At 68.3% G+C, this 16,642-nt stretch carries 20 protein-coding genes; 14 read left to right on the top strand and 6 right to left on the bottom strand.

Features of this window, described 5'->3' with window-relative positions; genetic code table 11:
• The first annotated feature begins 218 nt into the window (after positions 1 to 218).
• Both J0I99_RS16620 and J0I99_RS16615 read left to right on the top strand, forming a co-directional pair.
• Entirely contained in the window at positions 219 to 1,715 is a 1,497-nt protein-coding gene (locus J0I99_RS16620; protein WP_291392549.1) for a helicase HerA-like C-terminal domain-containing protein, read from the top strand.
• Positions 1,705 to 2,271 (top strand): hypothetical protein, encoded by a 567-nt coding sequence (locus J0I99_RS16615; protein ID WP_291392547.1) that lies wholly within the window; start codon positions 1,705 to 1,707, stop codon positions 2,269 to 2,271. Before J0I99_RS16620 ends, J0I99_RS16615 begins: the two co-directional genes overlap by 11 nt.
• A 157-nt stretch (positions 2,272 to 2,428) precedes the next feature.
• On the opposite strand, the gene J0I99_RS16610 is transcribed toward J0I99_RS16615, so the two are convergent.
• The 4 genes from J0I99_RS16610 to msrB all read right to left on the bottom strand — a co-directional run bounded on the left by J0I99_RS16610 (position 2,429) and on the right by msrB (position 6,661).
• Positions 2,429 to 2,929, bottom strand: coding sequence for a response regulator (locus J0I99_RS16610; RefSeq protein WP_291398668.1), 501 nt, complete (start codon positions 2,927 to 2,929; stop codon positions 2,429 to 2,431).
• A 219-nt stretch (positions 2,930 to 3,148) separates the two neighbouring features.
• The gene (locus J0I99_RS16605) at positions 3,149 to 3,757 is read right to left on the bottom strand and encodes a superoxide dismutase (RefSeq protein WP_291398667.1); all 609 of its coding nucleotides are present in this window, start codon (positions 3,755 to 3,757) and stop codon (positions 3,149 to 3,151) included.
• A 238-nt stretch (positions 3,758 to 3,995) separates the two neighbouring features.
• Entirely contained in the window at positions 3,996 to 6,089 is a 2,094-nt protein-coding gene (locus J0I99_RS16600; protein ID WP_291398666.1) for a S9 family peptidase, read from the bottom strand.
• Between the two features lie 170 nt (positions 6,090 to 6,259).
• Positions 6,260 to 6,661 carry a peptide-methionine (R)-S-oxide reductase MsrB gene (gene msrB / locus J0I99_RS16595; RefSeq protein ID WP_291393043.1) on the bottom strand — a complete coding sequence of 134 codons (402 nt, stop codon included), beginning with the start codon at positions 6,659 to 6,661 and terminating at the stop codon, positions 6,260 to 6,262.
• Positions 6,662 to 6,834: 173 nt separating this feature from the next.
• On the opposite strand from msrB, the gene mbhE reads away from it, so the two are divergent.
• The 11 genes from mbhE to J0I99_RS16540 all read left to right on the top strand — a co-directional run bounded on the left by mbhE (position 6,835) and on the right by J0I99_RS16540 (position 15,481).
• A complete protein-coding gene (mbhE, locus tag J0I99_RS16590) occupies positions 6,835 to 9,192 on the top strand; it encodes a hydrogen gas-evolving membrane-bound hydrogenase subunit E (protein WP_291398665.1) in 2,358 nt (785 codons plus the stop codon).
• Positions 9,189 to 9,611 (top strand): Na+/H+ antiporter subunit B, encoded by a 423-nt coding sequence (locus J0I99_RS16585; protein WP_291398664.1) that lies wholly within the window; start codon positions 9,189 to 9,191, stop codon positions 9,609 to 9,611. The genes mbhE and J0I99_RS16585 overlap by 4 nt, the downstream gene beginning before the upstream one ends.
• On the top strand, positions 9,611 to 9,988 hold the full coding sequence (locus tag J0I99_RS16580) for a Na+/H+ antiporter subunit C (protein WP_291393049.1): 378 nt from the start codon (positions 9,611 to 9,613) through the stop codon (positions 9,986 to 9,988). The genes J0I99_RS16585 and J0I99_RS16580 overlap by 1 nt, the downstream gene beginning before the upstream one ends.
• The gene (locus J0I99_RS16575; RefSeq protein ID WP_291398663.1) at positions 9,988 to 11,565 is read left to right on the top strand and encodes a proton-conducting transporter membrane subunit; all 1,578 of its coding nucleotides are present in this window, start codon (positions 9,988 to 9,990) and stop codon (positions 11,563 to 11,565) included. Before J0I99_RS16580 ends, J0I99_RS16575 begins: the two co-directional genes overlap by 1 nt.
• Entirely contained in the window at positions 11,562 to 12,041 is a 480-nt protein-coding gene (locus tag J0I99_RS16570; RefSeq protein WP_291398662.1) for a Na+/H+ antiporter subunit E, read from the top strand. Before J0I99_RS16575 ends, J0I99_RS16570 begins: the two co-directional genes overlap by 4 nt.
• On the top strand, positions 12,038 to 12,343 hold the full coding sequence (locus tag J0I99_RS16565; RefSeq protein ID WP_291398661.1) for a monovalent cation/H+ antiporter complex subunit F: 306 nt from the start codon (positions 12,038 to 12,040) through the stop codon (positions 12,341 to 12,343). The genes J0I99_RS16570 and J0I99_RS16565 overlap by 4 nt, the downstream gene beginning before the upstream one ends.
• Positions 12,340 to 12,669, top strand: a complete 330-nt coding sequence (gene mnhG, locus J0I99_RS16560) for a monovalent cation/H(+) antiporter subunit G (protein WP_291398660.1) — start codon at positions 12,340 to 12,342, stop codon at positions 12,667 to 12,669. Before J0I99_RS16565 ends, mnhG begins: the two co-directional genes overlap by 4 nt.
• 151 nt (positions 12,670 to 12,820) lie before the next feature.
• A complete protein-coding gene (locus tag J0I99_RS16555) occupies positions 12,821 to 13,243 on the top strand; it encodes a MucR family transcriptional regulator (protein WP_291393059.1) in 423 nt (140 codons plus the stop codon).
• A gap of 200 nt (positions 13,244 to 13,443) precedes the next feature.
• Positions 13,444 to 13,794, top strand: a complete 351-nt coding sequence (locus tag J0I99_RS16550; RefSeq protein WP_291398659.1) for a helix-turn-helix domain-containing protein — start codon at positions 13,444 to 13,446, stop codon at positions 13,792 to 13,794.
• Positions 13,781 to 14,545: a DUF6456 domain-containing protein gene (locus J0I99_RS16545; protein WP_291398658.1), complete on the top strand. Its 765-nt coding sequence runs from the start codon at positions 13,781 to 13,783 to the stop codon at positions 14,543 to 14,545. The genes J0I99_RS16550 and J0I99_RS16545 overlap by 14 nt, the downstream gene beginning before the upstream one ends.
• A gap of 93 nt (positions 14,546 to 14,638) precedes the next feature.
• Entirely contained in the window at positions 14,639 to 15,481 is an 843-nt protein-coding gene (locus tag J0I99_RS16540; protein WP_291398657.1) for an AraC family transcriptional regulator, read from the top strand.
• A 71-nt stretch (positions 15,482 to 15,552) separates the two neighbouring features.
• Here the strand turns inward: J0I99_RS16540 and J0I99_RS16535 are convergent, their stop codons facing one another.
• Together J0I99_RS16535 and J0I99_RS16530 are read right to left on the bottom strand one after the other, a co-directional pair.
• Positions 15,553 to 15,975: a SufE family protein gene (locus J0I99_RS16535; protein ID WP_291398656.1), complete on the bottom strand. Its 423-nt coding sequence runs from the start codon at positions 15,973 to 15,975 to the stop codon at positions 15,553 to 15,555.
• A 32-nt stretch (positions 15,976 to 16,007) separates the two neighbouring features.
• On the bottom strand, positions 16,008 to 16,334 hold the full coding sequence (locus J0I99_RS16530; RefSeq protein WP_291398655.1) for an NIPSNAP family protein: 327 nt from the start codon (positions 16,332 to 16,334) through the stop codon (positions 16,008 to 16,010).
• Between the two features lie 94 nt (positions 16,335 to 16,428).
• Between J0I99_RS16530 and J0I99_RS16525 the strand changes: the two genes are divergently transcribed.
• Complete coding sequence (locus J0I99_RS16525) at positions 16,429 to 16,581, top strand: hypothetical protein (RefSeq protein WP_291393071.1); 153 nt, start codon at positions 16,429 to 16,431, stop codon at positions 16,579 to 16,581.
• The last annotated feature ends 61 nt before the right edge of the window (positions 16,582 to 16,642 follow it).

Genomic DNA, 16,642 nt, shown 5'->3' with positions numbered 1-16,642 from the left:
GTCGTCATTCCCGCGAAAGCGGGAACCTAGTGCCGAGCCATCCACCTTCGCGAGTGCAGAAACGCCCCACTGGGTTCCCGCTTTCGCGGGAATGACGGCGGGGTGATGTCGGACGCAAGCGAGCCGGCCGTGCACCCGCCACCGCTTTCATTTGGCACCCCATGCCGCCCCCGCTATAGAGTTGGGTTCATCGGCGAACCCGAATCCAGCGAGACGTCATGCTCCTTCCCGACAAGGTCTATCTCGGCAACAGCACGCGGCCGGAATACCTGGCGCTCAAGTACGGCAACCGGCACGGGCTGGTGACCGGCGCCACCGGCACCGGCAAGACGGTCACGCTGCAGGTAATCGCCGAGGGCTTCTCGGCCGCCGGCGTGCCGGTGTTTGCCGCCGACATCAAGGGCGACCTGTCCGGCATTGCCGCCATGGGCAAGATGCTCGACTGGCAGACCAAGCGCGCGGCCGACATCGGCTTCACCGACTACGCGGCGAACAAGTTCCCCACCATCTTCTGGGACCTGTTCGGCAAGCAGGGCCATCCGGTGCGAACGACCGTCTCGGAGATGGGGCCATTGCTGCTGAGCCGCATTCTCGACCTCAACGATACCCAGGAAGGCGTGCTGAACATCGCCTTCAAGTATGCCGACGACAACGGCCTGCTGATTCTCGACCTCAAGGACCTGCGGGCGCTGCTGGTCGAGATCGCCAACGATGCTTCGGCGATTTCGGTGAAGTACGGCAACGTCGCCTCGGCCACGGTCGGTGCCGTGCAGCGTGCGCTGCTGGTGCTCGAGCAGCAGGGCGGCGACCAGTTCTTCGGCGAGAAGGCGCTCGACATCCGCGATTTCATGCGCACCACGGTCGATGGCAAGGGCTATGTCTCGGTGCTGGCGGCGGACGAGCTGATGCGGGCTCCGCGGCTCTACGCCACGTTCCTGCTCTGGCTGCTGTCCGAACTGTTCGAAGTGCTGCCCGAGGTTGGCGATCCGGACAAGCCGCGGCTGGTGTTCTTCTTCGACGAGGCACACCTGTTGTTCGACGATGCCCCCAAGGCGCTGGTCGACAAGGTCGAGCAGGTGGTCAAGCTCGTGCGTTCCAAGGGCGTCGGCGTCTATTTCGTCACCCAGAACCCCATCGACATCCCTGACGCCGTGCTGGCGCAGCTTTCCAACCGCGTCCAGCACGCGCTGCGCGCCTATACGCCCAAGGAGCAGAAGGCGGTGAAGATGGCCGCCGAGTCGTTCCGGCCCAACCCGGACTTCTCCACCGAGGAGGTGATTACCCAGCTCGGCATCGGCGAGGCGCTGGTTTCCGTGCTCGAGGACAAGGGTATCCCCTCCATCGTCGGCCGGACGCTGATCCGGCCGCCTTCGGGCCAGGTCGGTCCGCTGACCCCGGAGGAGCGGCAGGCGGTGATCGCCAGTTCGCCCGTGGCCGGCCAGTACGACACCCTGGTCGATCGTGAATCCGCCTACGAGGTGCTGACCCGCAAGGCCGGCGAGCGCCAGGCCGCCGAGGCGGCGCAGAAGCAGGCGGACGCCGATGCCAAGGCCGCGGCGGCGCAGGAGAAGGCGGACCGCGCTGCCCAGCCGCGTCGGTCGACGCGGCAGACGCCGGTCGAGGCGGCCATCACCTCCATGGCCCGCTCGGCGGCATCCAGCCTCGGGCGGGCGCTGGTGCGCGGCATTCTGGGTGGCCTGACCCGTGGCCGGTAATCCCCCGACGACGCATCCGACGCTTGCGGTGTTCGCCTCGGACAAGGGGCCTGGCGATGCCGAGCGCGCGCCGATCATGACGCAGGCCGGGACGATCCTGGCGCGCCATGGCGCACGGCTGGTGTGCCTTGCGGAAGAGACGCTGGACGCCATCCCGCTGATCACCAGCGCGCGGGCCGCGGGCGGCGAGGTGCTGATCGTCGCCGACGCCAACTTCCAGGCACCGCCGGCGCTGAGCGAGGTGCCGGTCGAGCGGATCGACGATCCCGAGGCGCGGATCAGGCGCGTCGGCGAACTGGCGCAGGTGTTCGTCGGCCTGCCGGGGTCGCTGGCTTCGGCGGCGGCGCTCTATCGCACCTGGGTGCGGGTGGGTGGCGGCGACAGCGGCAAGCCGGTCGTGCTGCTCAACCACCATCGCGCCTTCGAGGCCATGCGCGGCCTGGCGACGGACGTGCTGAGCCATTCGGTGAGCCACTCCGAACGCGTGGTGGTGTTCACCGACAACGTCGAGGACCTGTGGAACAAGGTCGGCTGGGCGCTGAGCGTGGCGGTGTGAGGCTGCGCTGATCGCCACCCCTCATCCGGCGCTACGCGCCACCTTGTCCCCGACGGGGAGAAGGATCCCGCGACGCTGGTGATGGGCCACTATACCTCTCCCCGACGGGGAGAGTGTGGATCGCGCACAGCGCGAGACGGGTGAGGGGAGTCTGGCCTCAGTGCTGCGGTAGCGGCCGCTCGCGGGTCCAGAGCGGGATGACGTTGCCGTATTGCGAGAAGTCGGGGCGGCGGAGCGTACCGGTGCCGATGGCGCGTGCCGGCGGCGCGGCGCGACGGGCGAGGCGCGAGCGGACGCGCTCGACCAGGTACTTCGGCGACATCGGCTTGACGATCACTTCGTCGATTCCCGCCGCGATGCAAAGGTTCTTGGTCTCCGGCGAGACTTCGCTGGCGAGCGCGATCACCTGGTAGTCGCGGTACGGGATGGCGTCGTCGGCCCTCAGGTCGCGCGTCACGCGGTCGGCCCGGGCGCCGGCGCTGTCGAAATCGGTGACCACGACGTCGACGGGGGCGAGCCGCATGTAGGTGACGAGCGCGACCTCGGAGTCGAAAGGGCGGACGCGATAGCTCGGCACCGACGCCAGCACCATGCTCAGGATCGAGCCCAGCGCCGGATTGGCGACGAGGACGGCGATGGTGCGGGACGGCTCGGCCACGGTGGTTCCCCGGCGCTATGGTTAACTAATCGTTACCATTGTGTGACGGCGCCGGGAAGGTGGAATGGGTGGCGGGGTGGTTGAATCGCGGCGGTGGTGCGCGGGGCCACCCCCTTCCCGGCCTCCCCCACAAGGGGGGGCCTGCGAGCAGGTTGGCACGCGCCGGGAATAGAAAAAGGCCCGCCGGGGCGGGCCTTTGAAAGGGCGGTGGAGACGGCCTTACCTGGCTTCTTCGAACAGGAACTCGACGTGTTCCCAGTTCACCAGGTTGTCGAACCAGGCCTCGAGGTATTTCGGGCGCGCGTTGCGGTAGTCGATGTAATAGGAGTGCTCCCACACGTCGACGCCGAGCAGCGGCTTGGCATTGCCGTGCACCAGCGGCGACTCGCCGTTGGCGGTCTTGGTGACCTGCAGCTTGCCGTCCTTGAGCGACAGCCAGGCCCAGCCAGAACCGAACTGGGTAGTGCCGGCCGCGATGAAATCGGCGCGGAACTTGTCGAAGCCGCCGAGGTCGGAGTCGATCGCCTTGAGCAGCGCGGCCGGGACCTTGCTGGCGCCGCCGCCACCGTTGGGCTTCATCCAGTTCCAGAAGTGCACGTGGTTGTAGTGCTGGCCCAGGTTGTTGAACAGGCCGGGATCCTTGCCGAACACTTCCTTGACCTGGTCCTCGAGTTCGAGAACCTCGAGGCCCTTGCCCTCGGCGAGCTTGGTTGCGTTGGTGACATAGGCCTGGTGGTGCTTGTCGTGGTGGTACTCGAGCGTTTCCTTGCTCATGTACGGGCCGAGCGCGTCATAGGCGTAGGGCAGCGGGGGGAGTTCGTATGCCATTCTGGATGCCTCCATTGGGTCTTATGCGAAATGCGGCTGGGCTCGCTTGGATATAGGCCCTTTGGCTTTGCTCAACAATTCCCGGATTCTGACGATTTAGTCCAATCCGACGCAGGAAGGCGCAAAGCCCGTGCTGTCCCTCCCCCTCGAGGGCAGGGGTTGGGGTGGGACCAGCGGCGATCGCCGCACCACCCCCCTCGATCCCTCCCCTCAAGGGGGGGAGGCGACGGCTGACCGGTCAGTCGATCGTATCAAGCCCCACGCACGCCAGGGCAAAGGCATAGCTCACGGCGGTTTCCTTGAGCTGGTCGAAGCGGCCCGAGGCGCCGGCGTGGCCGGCGTCCATGTGGGTCTTCAAATAGAGCGGGTTGCTGTCGGTCTTGGTGGCGCGCAGCCTGGCCACCCACTTGGCCGGCTCCCAGTAGGTGACGCGCGGATCGGTGAGCCCGGCGAGCGCAAAGATCGGCGGATAGTCCTTGGGCTCGACCTGCTCATAGGGCGCGTAGCCGGCGATGCGCTCGTAGGCGGCCTTGTCGCCGATCGGGTTGCCCCATTCGGGCCATTCGGGCGGGGTGAGCGGCAGCGAGGCGTCGAGCATGGTGTTGAGCACGTCGACGAACGGCACTTCGGCGATGACGCCGGCCCACAGGTCGGGGCGCATGTTGGTGACGGCGCCCATCAGCAGGCCGCCCGCCGACCCGCCCTCGGCAACGATGCGCCGTTTCGACGTGTAGCCGAGCGCGATCAGCGTTTCGGCGGCGGCGATGAAATCGGTGAAGGTGTTCACCTTGTGCTCGCGCCGGCCGTTCCGGTACCAGGCGTAGCCCTTCTCCATGCCGCCGCGGACATGGGCGGTGGCGTGGACGAAACCACGGTCGACGAGGCTGAGCTTGCTCACCGAAAAGCTCGCCGGCATGGCCATGCCATAGGCGCCATAGCCGTAGAGCAGCGCCGGAGCGGAGCCGTCGAGCTTGAGGCCCTTGCGATAGAGCAGGGTGACCGGCACGCGCTCGCCATCCGCGGCCTCGGCGAAGATGCGGCGCGTCTCGTAGTCCTCCGGGTTGTGGCCGGAGGGGACCTCCTGCTCCTTGAGCAGGGTGCGCGCGCGCGTGACGAGGTCGAGGTCGTAGGTCCGTGACGGGGTCGTCGGCGAGGAATAGGTGAAGCGGATGGTGGTCGTGTCGAACTCGAAGCCGGCCGACATGCCGAGCGAATAGGCCTCCTCGTCGAACTTCACCGTCCACTCGTCGCCATCGTCGAGATTGCGCACGACGATGCGCGGCAGGCCCTCGAAGCGCTCGAGGCGGACGAGGTGGTGCTGTAGCAGGATGATGTCGAGGATGAGGACACCCGGCCGGTGCGGCACGAGGTCGACCCAGTTCTCGGCCGCCGGGTTTTCGGCGGCGACGGTGACGATCTTGAAGTCCTCGGCGCCATTGGCGTTGGTGAGGATGTAGAAGGTGCCGTCGCGATCCTCGAGGTCATACTCGCGATCGGTGACACGGGGGGCGACGAGGTGCGGCGCGCCGCCCTTCTCGGCATCGATCAGCCAGAACTCGGAGGTCTGGTGGTCATGCGCGTCGATGACGATGTACTTGCGGTTGAGCGTCTCGTCGACGCCGACGAAAAAGCCCGGATCGTCTTCCTCGTAGACGATCTCGTCGTCGGCCTGCGGCGTGCCGAGCACGTGGCGGCGGACGCGGAACGGGCGGTGGTTGTCGTCGTACTCGGAATAGTAGATGGCCGAGGAATCGGCCGACCAGACGCCGCCCCCGGCGATGTTCTCGATCACTTCGCCGGTGTCCTTGCCGGTCGTCAGGTCGCGGATGTGGAGCGTGTAGTATTCGCTGCCGGCGCGGTCGGCGCTCCAGGCGAAGAGCTTGTGCGAGGGCGAGTGGTCGCCGCCGCCGAAGCCGAAATAGTCGTCGCCGGCCTCGATATTGCAGTCGAGCAGGATCTGCTCGGCGCCCCCGTCGCGCGGCGTGCGCACGAGGATGGGGTACTGCTTGCCCTCCTCCATGCGCGAGTTGTAGGCCCAAGGCCCGTCGGCCGACGGGATGCCCGACTCGTCTTCCTTGATGCGGCCCTTGATCTCCTCGAAGATCGTCTCGCGCAGGTCTGCGTGCGGGGTTTCGAAGGCTTCCTCGAAATAGGCGTTCTCGGCCTCGAGATAGGCGCGGATGTCGGCGGGGAGCGCCTCGGGCTCCTGCATCACCTGCTGCCAGTTGTCGGCGCGCAGCCAGTGATAGGGGTCCTGCCGGGTGATGCCGTGGGTGGTCGTGGCATGCTGGCGGCGTTCGGCGACGGGCGGGGTGGTAATGGGACTGGTCATGCCGGGGTTCTAGCGGAGGGCAAGGGCGGTGTCATGCCGACTGCCACCGGCGTTATTGCCGCGGAAGCGGGAGCCCAGTGGGGCTTCGCAGCGCTGCTGGAGGCCGATAGCGCGCACTGGGGTCCCCGCTTCCGCGGGGATGACGCCGGTGGGTCTGGCTGGGTCTGGTATCAGGCCTCGGGCTTGAAGGCGAGGCTGGTGCCGTTCATGCAGAAGCGCTGGCCGGTGGGGTTGGGGCCGTCGGGAAAGATGTGGCCGAGGTGGGCGCCGCAACTGGCGCAATGCGCCTCGACCCTGACCATGCCGTGCGAGCGGTCGATCGACTGATCGACGGCGCCGTCGAGCGGCTTGAAGAAGCTCGGCCAGCCCGAGCCGGACTCATATTTGGTGTCCGACGAGAACAGCGGCGCGTTGCAGGCGGCGCAGTAGTACATGCCGTCGCGCTTTTCGGTGTTGTACAGGTGCGACCAGGCCGGCTCGGTGCCGTGCTCCCGCGCGATGCGGTAGAGCTCCGGCGAGAGCAGCGCGCGCCACTCGTCGTCCGACTTCTGAACCTTGAGGGTCTCGCTCATGTTGGGATCTCCGTTACGGGCCCAGATATGGCGATTTTGTCGGCCGACCGCAAATCCTGCGGCACTCACAAAGCTGTGGTGGGCAGCCGGAGGCGGACCGGTTTGCCTTGCGGGAGCCAAGTGGGCGTTTAAGCTGACGCGGAACTCGAGTCCCGTGGAAGAGGCGCATCCGGGTGGAGGCCAGGCCTGACATTGCCGTTGCGCTGGTGGTGCTGCTGCCCTTTGTTGCGGCAGCGCTGTTTCCGCTCGTCCATCGGCTTGTCGGCGATGTCGCCGGTTGGGTGGCGGCGCTGGTGCCGCTGGCGGGGTTCGCGGCGCTCTGGCCGCTGGTCGGCAGCGTGTCGGACGGGGTTCCGGTGCGGGTCGCCTGGCCCTGGGCGCCCTCCTGGGGCCTGGAGCTGAGCTTCCTCGTCGACGGTCTGAGCCTGACCTTTGCGCTGACCATCGCCGGCGTCGGAGCCCTCGTGCTGCTCTATTCCGGTGCGTATCTCAAGGGTCATCGGCAGGGACTGTTCCTCGGCTTCCTGCTCGCCTTCATGGGGGCGATGCAGGGGCTGGTGCTGGCCGACAACCTGGTGGCGCTCTACCTGTTCTGGGAACTGACCTCGGTCGCCTCGTTCCTGCTGATCGGTTTCGACCATACGCGGCAGGCGGCGCGGCGCGCGGCGATACAGGCGCTGGTGGTGACCGGGATCGGCGGGCTTTGCCTGCTGGCGGCCGGAGTGACGATCCGTGCCGTGACCGGCAGCTGGGACCTGAGCGCGGCGGGAAGCCTCGCGGGCGAGGCCTATCCGCTGCTGGTCGGGCTGGTGCTTGCCGCTGCCTTCACCAAGTCGGCGCAGGTCCCGTTCCACTTCTGGCTGCCCAACGCCATGGAAGCGCCGACCCCGGTCTCGGCCTACCTGCATTCGGCGACCATGGTGCAGGGCGGGGTCTACCTCGTGGCGCGCATGACCCCGCACCTGGGGGGCGAGCCGATCTGGAACACGACGCTGATGGCGTTCGGCGGCGCCACGCTGCTCTGGGGCGCGGTGATGGCGCTGCGCCAGACCGATCTGAAGCAGATGCTGGCGCAGACGACGCTCGCCTCGCTCGGCCTGCTGATGCTGCTGCTGGGGGCCGGCACCGAGCTCGCGATCACCGGGGCGGTGCTCTACTTCCTCGCGCACGCGCTCTACAAGGCCGGGCTGTTCCTTGTCGTCGGCGCCATCGACCATGGCACGGGCACGCGCGACATTACCGCGCTCGGCGGATTGCGCGACCACATGACGGTGACCTTCATCGGCACCATCATGGCATCGGCGGCGATGCTCGGGCTGCCGCCGCTGCTCGGGTTCTTCGCCAAGGAGGAGATGTACGCCGCCCTCGCCCTCGGGCAGGTGCAGCCGCTTGTTGCGCTGGCGGCGCTGGTGCTGGGCAACGCGCTGCTCGGCGCGATCGGCCTGGCGGTGCTGATCAAGCCGTTCATGGGCGAAGTGCTGCCGACGCCGATTCGCCCGCATGAGGCGCCCATGGCGATGCTGGCCGGGCCGCTCGTGCTCGGCGCGCTGGGGATCGTCGCCGGATTGATGCCGGCACAGCTAGGGGAACTGCTGGCGGCCCCGGCGACCTCGGCCGTCCTCGGCGACGCGGTCGACACGCACCTGAAGCTCGGGGTCGACCTGATGGGCTGGCCGTTCTGGCTCTCGGTCGCCACCTGGGGGCTGGCCGCCGCGGCGTACCTGCGCCTCGATGCCGGACGAGCCCTGCTGCGGCGGCTCGACGGAAAGCTGGGCTGGAGCTTCGACCGCGGGTTCGACGCGGTCTATTTCGGCCTCGTCCGGCTTGCCGGCCGGGTGACGCGGCTGCTGCATCACGGGCGGCTCGAGCTCTACCTCCTGGTTGTCTTTGCCATGCTGGCCGTCGCCGCTATCGGCCCGCTCTGGGCGATGGGAGGCCTGCCGGCCTGGCCTCGGACGGCGGACTTGCGATTCTACGAATGGGGCGTGGTCGCGCTGGCGGTTGCCGGCATCGTGACGGTCGTGCTGGCGCGTAGCCGGCTGTTCGCCATCCTTGCGCTCGGCGTGCAGGGGCTGGCCGTGGCGCTGCTGTACCTGCTTGTCGGCGCCCCGGACCTGGGCTTCACCCAGTTCATGGTGGAGACCCTGTCGGTGGTGATCCTGGCGCTGGTCATGACCCGGCTCGACCTCGACGCCGCCGACGGGCGCCCGTTCGAGGACTGGGCGCGCGACGGGGGCGTGGCGCTGCTCGGCGGCATCGCGGTGACCGGCCTGCTCTGGGCCGTGCTGGATCGTCCCCTCGACCTGCGGCTGTCGGATTTCTTCAATGCCCACGCGGCGCCGGTGGCGCACGGCCGCAACGTCGTCAACGTCATCCTCGTCGACTTCCGCGGGCTGGACACGCTGGGCGAGATCTCGGTGGTGATGACCGCCGGCATCGCCATCCTCGCCCTGATCCGGAGTGCGCGCCGCCGGCCGACGGTGGCTGACCCCAAGCCGGCCGCGCAGCGACGGCGGAAGGCGACGGCATGAACACGCTGATCTTCCGGACCGTCGCGCCGCTGCTCACCGCCGTCATGCTGGTGTTCTCCGTGTTCGTGCTGCTGCGCGGCCACAACGAGCCGGGCGGCGGCTTCATCGGCGGACTGATCGCGGCCTCGGCGCTCGCCATCTACGGCATGGCCATGGGAGCGGAGGCGGCGCGCCACGCGCTTCGGGTGCACCCGATCGCCGTCGCCGGGTTCGGGCTGGCGCTGGCGGGGCTGGCCGGGATGCTGTCGCTGGCGTTCGACCTGCCGTTCATGACCGGCCTGTGGGCGATGTTCGAGATCGACCGGGTCGAGGTGGCGATTTCGACGCCGATGGTGTTCGACATCGGGGTCTACCTCGTGGTGTTCGGCACCATCGCCGCGGTGGCGCTGGCGCTCGAGGCGGACGAGGGGGCCGGCTGATGGATCACGTCGTCGCCGCGCTTGCCGGCCTGTTCGTCTTCGCCGGACTCTACCTGCTGCTGTCGCGCGCCCTGATCCGGATGCTGCTCGGCCTGACGCTGCTCGGCAACGGCGTCAACCTCGTCATCCTGTCGGCCGGACGGCTGGGCCGGATCGTGCCGCCGATCGCGCCGGGCGATGCCAAGGTCCCGCTGGCCGGCGCCGCCAACCCGCTGCCGCAGGCGCTGATTCTCACCGCCATCGTCATCGGCTTTGCCATGTTCGCTTTCCTGCTGGTGCTCGCCTATCGCGCCTACCAGTCGCTCGAGGCCGACGATACCGACCGGATGCGGCTCGCCGAGCCGCCCGACCGGCCCCAGCCGCCGATGAGCTACTGATGCCCGGAGTGATGCAGGACGTCGCAACGCACCCATTGGACTGGCTGGTGATCCTGCCGGTGGTGCTGTCGCTGATCGGCGCAGCGCTGCTGCTGATGCTGCGTGAGGCGCGCGAGGCCCAGTACTGGCTGGCGCTGGCGCTGGTGGCGGTGGTGCTGGCCACGGACCTCGCCCTCGTGCTGCGGGTGAGCGAGATCGGTCCGGTGTCGATGACCATGGGCCGCTGGCTGCCGCCTTTCGGGATCAGCTTCACTGCCGATATCGCCAGCGCGGTGTTCGCGCTGGCAGCGGCCGGGGTGACGCTGGCCGTGCTGGTCTACCTGCGCCACGACATGCCCGACCGGGCGCGGCGCGACGGCGCCTATCCGCTGGTGCTGCTGCTGCTCGCCGGGGTCAGCGGCGCCTTCCTCACCGGCGACCTGTTCAACCTCTATGTCTGGTTCGAGGTGATGCTGATCTCGAGCTTCGGGCTGATGGTGCTGGGCGGCCGCAGCATCCAGCTCGACGGCGCGGTGAAGTACGGCTTCCTCAACTTCCTCGCGACGACGATCTTCCTGCTCGCGCTCGGCCTGCTCTACGGCACGCTCGGCACGCTCAACATGGCCGACATCATCGCCCGCGCGGCGCAGGCCGAACCGGCCGTGATGGCCTCGATCGCGGCACTGCTGCTGCTCGCCTTCGGCATGAAGGCGGCGGCCTTCCCGGTCAACGCCTGGCTACCGGCGAGCTACCATGCGCCGCCGGCCGCCATCTCGGCGCTGATGGCCGGATTGCTGACCAAGGTCGGCGTCTATGCGCTGCTGCGCGTGCTCGCCATGCTGCTGCCCGCCAGCCGCGAGGTGCTCGACCCGATCCTGATGGCGGTGGCGGTGGCCACGCTCATCCTCGGCCCGCTGGGGGCGATCGCGGAGACCAACCTGCGGCGGGCGCTCGGCTTCCTCGTCATCGGCGGGATCGGGGCGAGCCTCGCCGGCCTCGCGATCGGCGACGAGGCGGGGCTCGCCGGCGCGGCCACCTACGTGCTGCATGCCATGCTGACGATTACGGCGCTGTACCTGCTGGCCGGGCTGATCGAGACAATCACCGGCGAAATGGATACGCGCCGGATGGGCGGGCTCTATGCCGCCGCTTCGCTGCCCTCGGCCCTGTTCTTCGTGCTGATGCTGGCCGTGTCGGGCGTGCCGCCGTTCCTCGGCTTCTGGCCCAAGCTGCTGCTGGTCGAGGGCGGCATCGAAGCCTGGCGCGCGGGGGCTGGCGGCTGGGCGCTGGCGGCATGGATTGCGGTACTGGCCAATGCCCTGCTGACGCTGATCGCGGGCAGCCGGCTCTGGGCCCACATCTTCTGGCGGCCCGGGCATGAGGACGCCACGACCGAGGCACCGAACGCGGACCTGAAGCGGCTCGACCGGGCCGGGCTCTGGCTGGGGCTCGGGTCGACCGGCGTGCTGACCGCGGCCGTGCTGCTGCTCGGGCTCTGGCCCGAGCCGCTGCTCGGTTTCGGCAAGGCGGCCGCTGCCGCCCTGCTGCATCCGGCCGACTATATCGCGGCTACCGGTCTTGAAGGAGCGGCCCCATGAGCGTGATCATGCTGACCATTGTGCTGGCGCTGGGCTGGGCCGCCGCCACCGGCAGCTTTTCGGCCCCCAACCTGCTGCTCGGGGCGCTGGTGAGCGGCGCGAGCCTCTTCGTGGTGCGGCAGTTCGTGTCGACGCCTCGGCTGCTGCCCCGAACGATGCGGATCGTACGACTGGCCCGGACGTTCGTCGTCGAGCTGGTGCTTAGCGCCCTGCGCGTCGCGCGGCTGGTCATCCGGCCGGACGTCAACGCGCATATCCGGCCCGCGATCGTCGCCTTTCCACTGAGCGCGAAGACGGATGCCGAGATCACCCTGCTTGCCAACCTCATCACGCTGACGCCGGGCACGCTGAGCGTCGACGTATCCGAGGACCGGCGCTTCCTCTACATCCATGCCATCGACCTCGCCGACCGGGAGGCGTTCCTCGCCGAAATCGCCAACGGCTTCGAACGGCAGGTCATGGAGGCGTTCCGATGAGCGGGGGGCAGGTACTGCAGCTGGCGGCCCTCGTCGCCATCGGCCTGCTGCTGGTGGCCATGTTCCTGGCGCTGATTCGCCTGGTCCGAGGCCCCAATCTCGGCGACCGGGTCCTGGCACTCGACCTCATCACGGTGCTGGGCGCCGGCTTCATCGGGGCGATTGCCGTGCTGACCGGGTTCTGGCTGTACATAGACATCGCCATCGCGCTGGCGCTGGTGAGTTTCCTGTCGACCGTTGCCCTGGCCCGCTACCTGTTTGTGCGCGCCGGGCGGAAAGGGGAAGGGGCAGGCCGGCCATGATCGTGGATATCGCCGGCTATCTCGCCGCGCTGCTCGTCGTTATCGGCGCCGGCTTCAGCCTTGTCGCCGCCATCGGCGTGCTGCGCCTGCCGGACCTTTATACGCGCCTGCACGCCGCCTCCAAAGCCGGCGCGATCGGGGCCGGGCTGATCTTCGTCGGCGTCGGGGTGGCATCGCTCGATGGGTCGGTGATCCTGCGCGCGCTGCTGGGGATGGGGTTCCTCCTGCTCTCGACTCCGCTGTCGGCGCATCTGCTGGCGCGTGCGGCATATCGCGGCGGCGAGGCGCCGACGCCGGCGACGACTATCGACGATCTGTCCCGGTAACGTGCGGCAATTTGTGACTATTTCCGGTCATCAATAGTTATTCACATCGGGCGGCGTTGCTATTGCTTTCGCAGTGCAGCGGTTCTACAGAACCAATGTCCGGCCAGGATGCCACCTCCTTTGCCCGACGTATCGCAGAAAAGGACCCGAAATGAACGATCTCATCAGCGGCAATGCCGTGGCTGACAACGATCTCATCGATCTGAGCGCCGATATCGTCTCCGCCTATGTTAGCCACAACGCCCTGAGCGTCAGCGACCTGCCCAAGCTGATTGCAGATGTGCACGCTGCCCTCAAGAACCTGCACTCCCCCGTCGCGTCGGAGCCGGTCGAGGAACTGAAGCCGGCGGTGCCGGTGCGCAAGTCCGTCGCTCCCGATTTCATCATCTGCCTCGAAGACGGCAAGAAGTTCAAGTCGCTGAAGCGCCACCTGCGCACGCACTACAACCTCTCGCCCGAAGAGTATCGCGAGAAGTGGGGCCTGCCGGCCGACTACCCGATGGTTGCCCCGAACTACTCGGCGACCCGCTCGCGCCTCGCCAAGGACAACGGCCTGGGCCGCAAGGCCGCCTGAGCTTTCCACAGCCGAGCCGATAGCATGGCCGCTCCGCAAGGGGCGGCCATCTGCGTTTCCGGCTCCCGCCTGCCGACTTATCCCCGCGCCTGTCATTGCCCGATATAGGAATATCGTCCTATATTGTGGAGACGGCAATGCAGAGCATGGTGGCAGAGGCGGGCAGGGCCCCCGCATCGAGACGGCGACCCGCGGGCAGGGTGTTGCGGTTCGACCCGGCCCGCGCCGATTCGCGCGGCTGGCGGCTGCTGGAACTGGTCGCGACAGCTCGCCACCTGCGGGCCCAGGATCTGCTGGGACCGGACCGTGGCCGGGCCGAGGTTGCGCTGGCGCGGCAACTGGCCATGTACCTGATGCACACGCACTACTGCCGGATCTACTCGGCGGTGGGACGGTTCTTCGGCCGGGACCGCACCACCGTCTCGCATGCCTGTGCGGTGATCGAGGATTTGCGCGAGGAGCCGGCCTTCGACCAGCTGGTTGGCGAGATCGAGGAGCGGTTGAGCAGCGAGGCGGCGCTGGAGCGGGAGGCAGCCCATGTCGCGGCCTAGCAGGACGACGCTGCGTTTCGTGCGCGCGCTGCTGGGCGTCGCCGAGGCGAGACGGGGCGGGGAGACGTTCTCGGTGGCTGCCGACGAGACGAGCATCGCGGTGGCTGTGGCCGAAGTCCGCGCACTGGTCGCGCATGGCGCCATCGACGGCGATGCCGAGGCATGCCGGGCCAATGCCGGCACGACGCAGTGGCTGAAGCGGCAGTTGCTCGAGGCCGACGCGTTTGCGGCCCAGCACCGGATCGAGGCGCCGGGACCGGATGGAGCCGTGCTGAACCTCGCCGAAAGTCCGCTGGCGCGACTGGCGACCGCCGGAGCGGACGGCGTCGCCTTCCTCCGGCCTCACCAGGTCGAGGCCGGGGAGCGGGTGCGGCGGCTGGTGGAGCGGGCACAACTGCAGCCCCGGCTGACCATGAGCTACGCGGCCGCGCACACGGCGGGCGGCAGGCCGGCGGGCCAGGCCGCCGAGATCGGCGAGATGGCCGCCGACGCGCGCAAGGCGCTGGGCCGGCTGCATCGCGACCTGCCGCGCGACTGCGCCGAGGTGGTGCTCGACGTCTGCGGCTTCGGCAAGGGCCTGCAGCAGGTCGAGGCCGAACGCGGCTGGCCGCGGCGCAGCGCCAAGCTGGTGCTGCGCATCGGGCTCGACCGGCTGGCGGAAGTGTATGGATTGAGCGAGGTGGCAACCGGCGCCGAGGTCACGCGGCGCCGGGCCTGGATGGACGGGGCGCGGCTGGCGATGTTCGGGTGAGGGGCAGCGGCCCCGTCGGCGGCCGGCGGACGTGTAAGCCACCGGCACCGGCCGCGCCGCAGGCAGGCGTCAACTGCCCGGCGCGAGCGTGCGGTGACCTTGCGCGACGCGCGCACGATGGCATTATCCCCCGCGGGGGATGCTGCAGTGCTGATTTCTGGGTTCGGACAGTTCATTTTCTGGGAGAGAGGCAGCCTCTACATCGGTTCGTCAGTCTCTCCGAGCGAACTGCATAGCCACCACGCCATCCAGCTCTCGCTGGGGCTCCAGGGCAAGGTCCAGTTCAAGACGACGATGGCGGCGGATTGGATGGAATACGACGGCGCGATCATTCCGCCGGACATGCTTCACACCTTCCAGGCGCCCGGCAGGCTGCTTGCGCATATCTTCACCGAGCCCGAGTCGCAGTTGGGTCGGCAGATCCTCAAGCGCTTCGGAAGCGGCGGTATCGTCGGGCTGTCGCGTGACGAGGCCCGGGCTCTCGCAGCGCCGCTCAGGGCAGCCTACCTCGACAGTGCGCCGGAGGATCACCTCATCCGGATTGCGCGGCAGACCCCCGCGCGCCTGGTCGGCGCCGAGGAACCGCCAGACCGTGTCGATCCGCGCATTCAGCGGGCATTCGCGGAGATCGACCGCCGTCTGGACGAGCCGTTCACGCTCGGAGAAATTGCGGCACAGGTGGGGTTGTCGGAGGGACGCCTCCGACACCTGTTCGTGGCGCAGACGGGCTTGGCGTTTCGGCCCTATGTGCTGTGGGCCAGGCTGAACCGGGCGCTTGCGCTCGGCTACTCCGGCATGTCGTGGACGGAGGCCGCGCACGCCGCGAACTTCTCGGACTCGGCACATCTCACGCGCACCTGCCGACGAATGTTCGGCATCGCACCGAGTTCGATCAGGGATGCCGGCCGAGGTCTTTCCGACGTTGCGACCGCATAGCCGCATCGGGCTCGATCGGCTGGCGAAGCGTATCGTGTGAGCGCGGTCGAGTCGGCGCGGACCCGCCAAGGTCACGCCGCTGCCAGCGCCTGCGCTTCGCCGCGGATGCGGTTGACCATGGCGACGAGGCCGTTGGAGCGCTGGGTGGTGAGGTGCTCGCGCAGGCCGAGCTCGTCGAAGACGGCGATGGCGTCGGTCTCGGCGATTTCCCGGGCCGGGCGGCCGGAATAGAGGGCGAGCAGCACGGCGACGAGGCCGCGCACGATCATGGCGTCGGATTCGCCGCGATAGATCAGGTGGGCGCCGTCGTGGTTCGACACGAGCCAGACCTGCGACACGCAGCCGTGCACCTTGTTCTCGGCGTTCTTCTCATCCTCGGCGAGCGGCGGCAGGGCCTGGCCGAGCTCGATGATGTAGCGATACCGGTCTTCCCAGTCGTCGAGGTAGGAGAGGTTTTCGGCGATTTCGGCGAAGGCGGCGGGATGGTCGGTCATGGGGGATAGATAGGCGCTTTGGCCGCCTGAGCCTAGAGCGGTCGGGAGAAGGCGGTCGGCTTGAGGAACTGGCTCGAGACATTGGCGAGGATGGGCCCGTCGGTCTCGGAGGCATCGCGGGCGGCGATCCACTCGGGGTCGGTGACGAATGCGCCCCAGCGGGCCTCGCGATCGGCCATCGAGGCCCAGCGGATCATGTAGGTGAGGTCGTTGTTGGAGTCGCCGACGACGGTGGTCCAGAAGCCGGCCTGCTCGATGCCGTGCCTGTCCCAGATGCGCAGCGTCGCGTCCTCGAAGCGCTTGATCAGCGCCGGCAGCCGGCCCGGCAGGCAACGGTAGATGCGCAGTTCGTAGATCATCGGCTTCCCTCTCGATTTGTCGGGAGAGAAACCATTGTCACCGCCCACTGGCAAGCCGCCCGAAAGGCGGAGGTCACAGAGAGAGTGAGCCGTAGTGCGGAGCAACGCACTGCGGCTCGGTTCCAGGGATCGGTGCCGGAGCAGCGTCGAGGAAGTGACGCGACCGCTGGGCCAACACATCCTGCGCGGCTGGGAACTGAAGCAGTTCGACGTGTTCAGCTACTCGACGGCGGCTCCGTCGGTCTGATGGATGGCAGGATCCCCGACCAAACGGGGTAACACGCCGGCGGCTTTTTGCCAGGGCAGGG

This window comes from Devosia sp., assembly GCF_017307495.1.
Taxonomy (GTDB): Bacteria; Pseudomonadota; Alphaproteobacteria; order Rhizobiales; family Devosiaceae; genus Devosia_A.
This window is presented reverse-complemented; position numbering and strand designations above follow the sequence as displayed.

Coding starts and splice junctions, on each gene's coding strand:
- J0I99_RS16620 (WP_291392549.1), top strand. CDS start 219: ATGCTCCTTCCCGACAAGGTCTATCTCGGCAACAGCACGCGGCCGGAA.
- J0I99_RS16605 (WP_291398667.1), bottom strand. CDS start 3,757: ATGGCATACGAACTCCCCCCGCTGCCCTACGCCTATGACGCGCTCGGC.
- J0I99_RS16600 (WP_291398666.1), bottom strand. CDS start 6,089: ATGACCAGTCCCATTACCACCCCGCCCGTCGCCGAACGCCGCCAGCAT.
- msrB (WP_291393043.1), bottom strand. CDS start 6,661: ATGAGCGAGACCCTCAAGGTTCAGAAGTCGGACGACGAGTGGCGCGCG.
- J0I99_RS16585 (WP_291398664.1), top strand. CDS start 9,189: ATGAACACGCTGATCTTCCGGACCGTCGCGCCGCTGCTCACCGCCGTC.
- J0I99_RS16580 (WP_291393049.1), top strand. CDS start 9,611: ATGGATCACGTCGTCGCCGCGCTTGCCGGCCTGTTCGTCTTCGCCGGA.
- J0I99_RS16575 (WP_291398663.1), top strand. CDS start 9,988: ATGCCCGGAGTGATGCAGGACGTCGCAACGCACCCATTGGACTGGCTG.
- J0I99_RS16570 (WP_291398662.1), top strand. CDS start 11,562: ATGAGCGTGATCATGCTGACCATTGTGCTGGCGCTGGGCTGGGCCGCC.
- J0I99_RS16565 (WP_291398661.1), top strand. CDS start 12,038: ATGAGCGGGGGGCAGGTACTGCAGCTGGCGGCCCTCGTCGCCATCGGC.
- mnhG (WP_291398660.1), top strand. CDS start 12,340: ATGATCGTGGATATCGCCGGCTATCTCGCCGCGCTGCTCGTCGTTATC.
- J0I99_RS16555 (WP_291393059.1), top strand. CDS start 12,821: ATGAACGATCTCATCAGCGGCAATGCCGTGGCTGACAACGATCTCATC.
- J0I99_RS16545 (WP_291398658.1), top strand. CDS start 13,781: ATGTCGCGGCCTAGCAGGACGACGCTGCGTTTCGTGCGCGCGCTGCTG.
- J0I99_RS16535 (WP_291398656.1), bottom strand. CDS start 15,975: ATGACCGACCATCCCGCCGCCTTCGCCGAAATCGCCGAAAACCTCTCC.
- J0I99_RS16530 (WP_291398655.1), bottom strand. CDS start 16,334: ATGATCTACGAACTGCGCATCTACCGTTGCCTGCCGGGCCGGCTGCCG.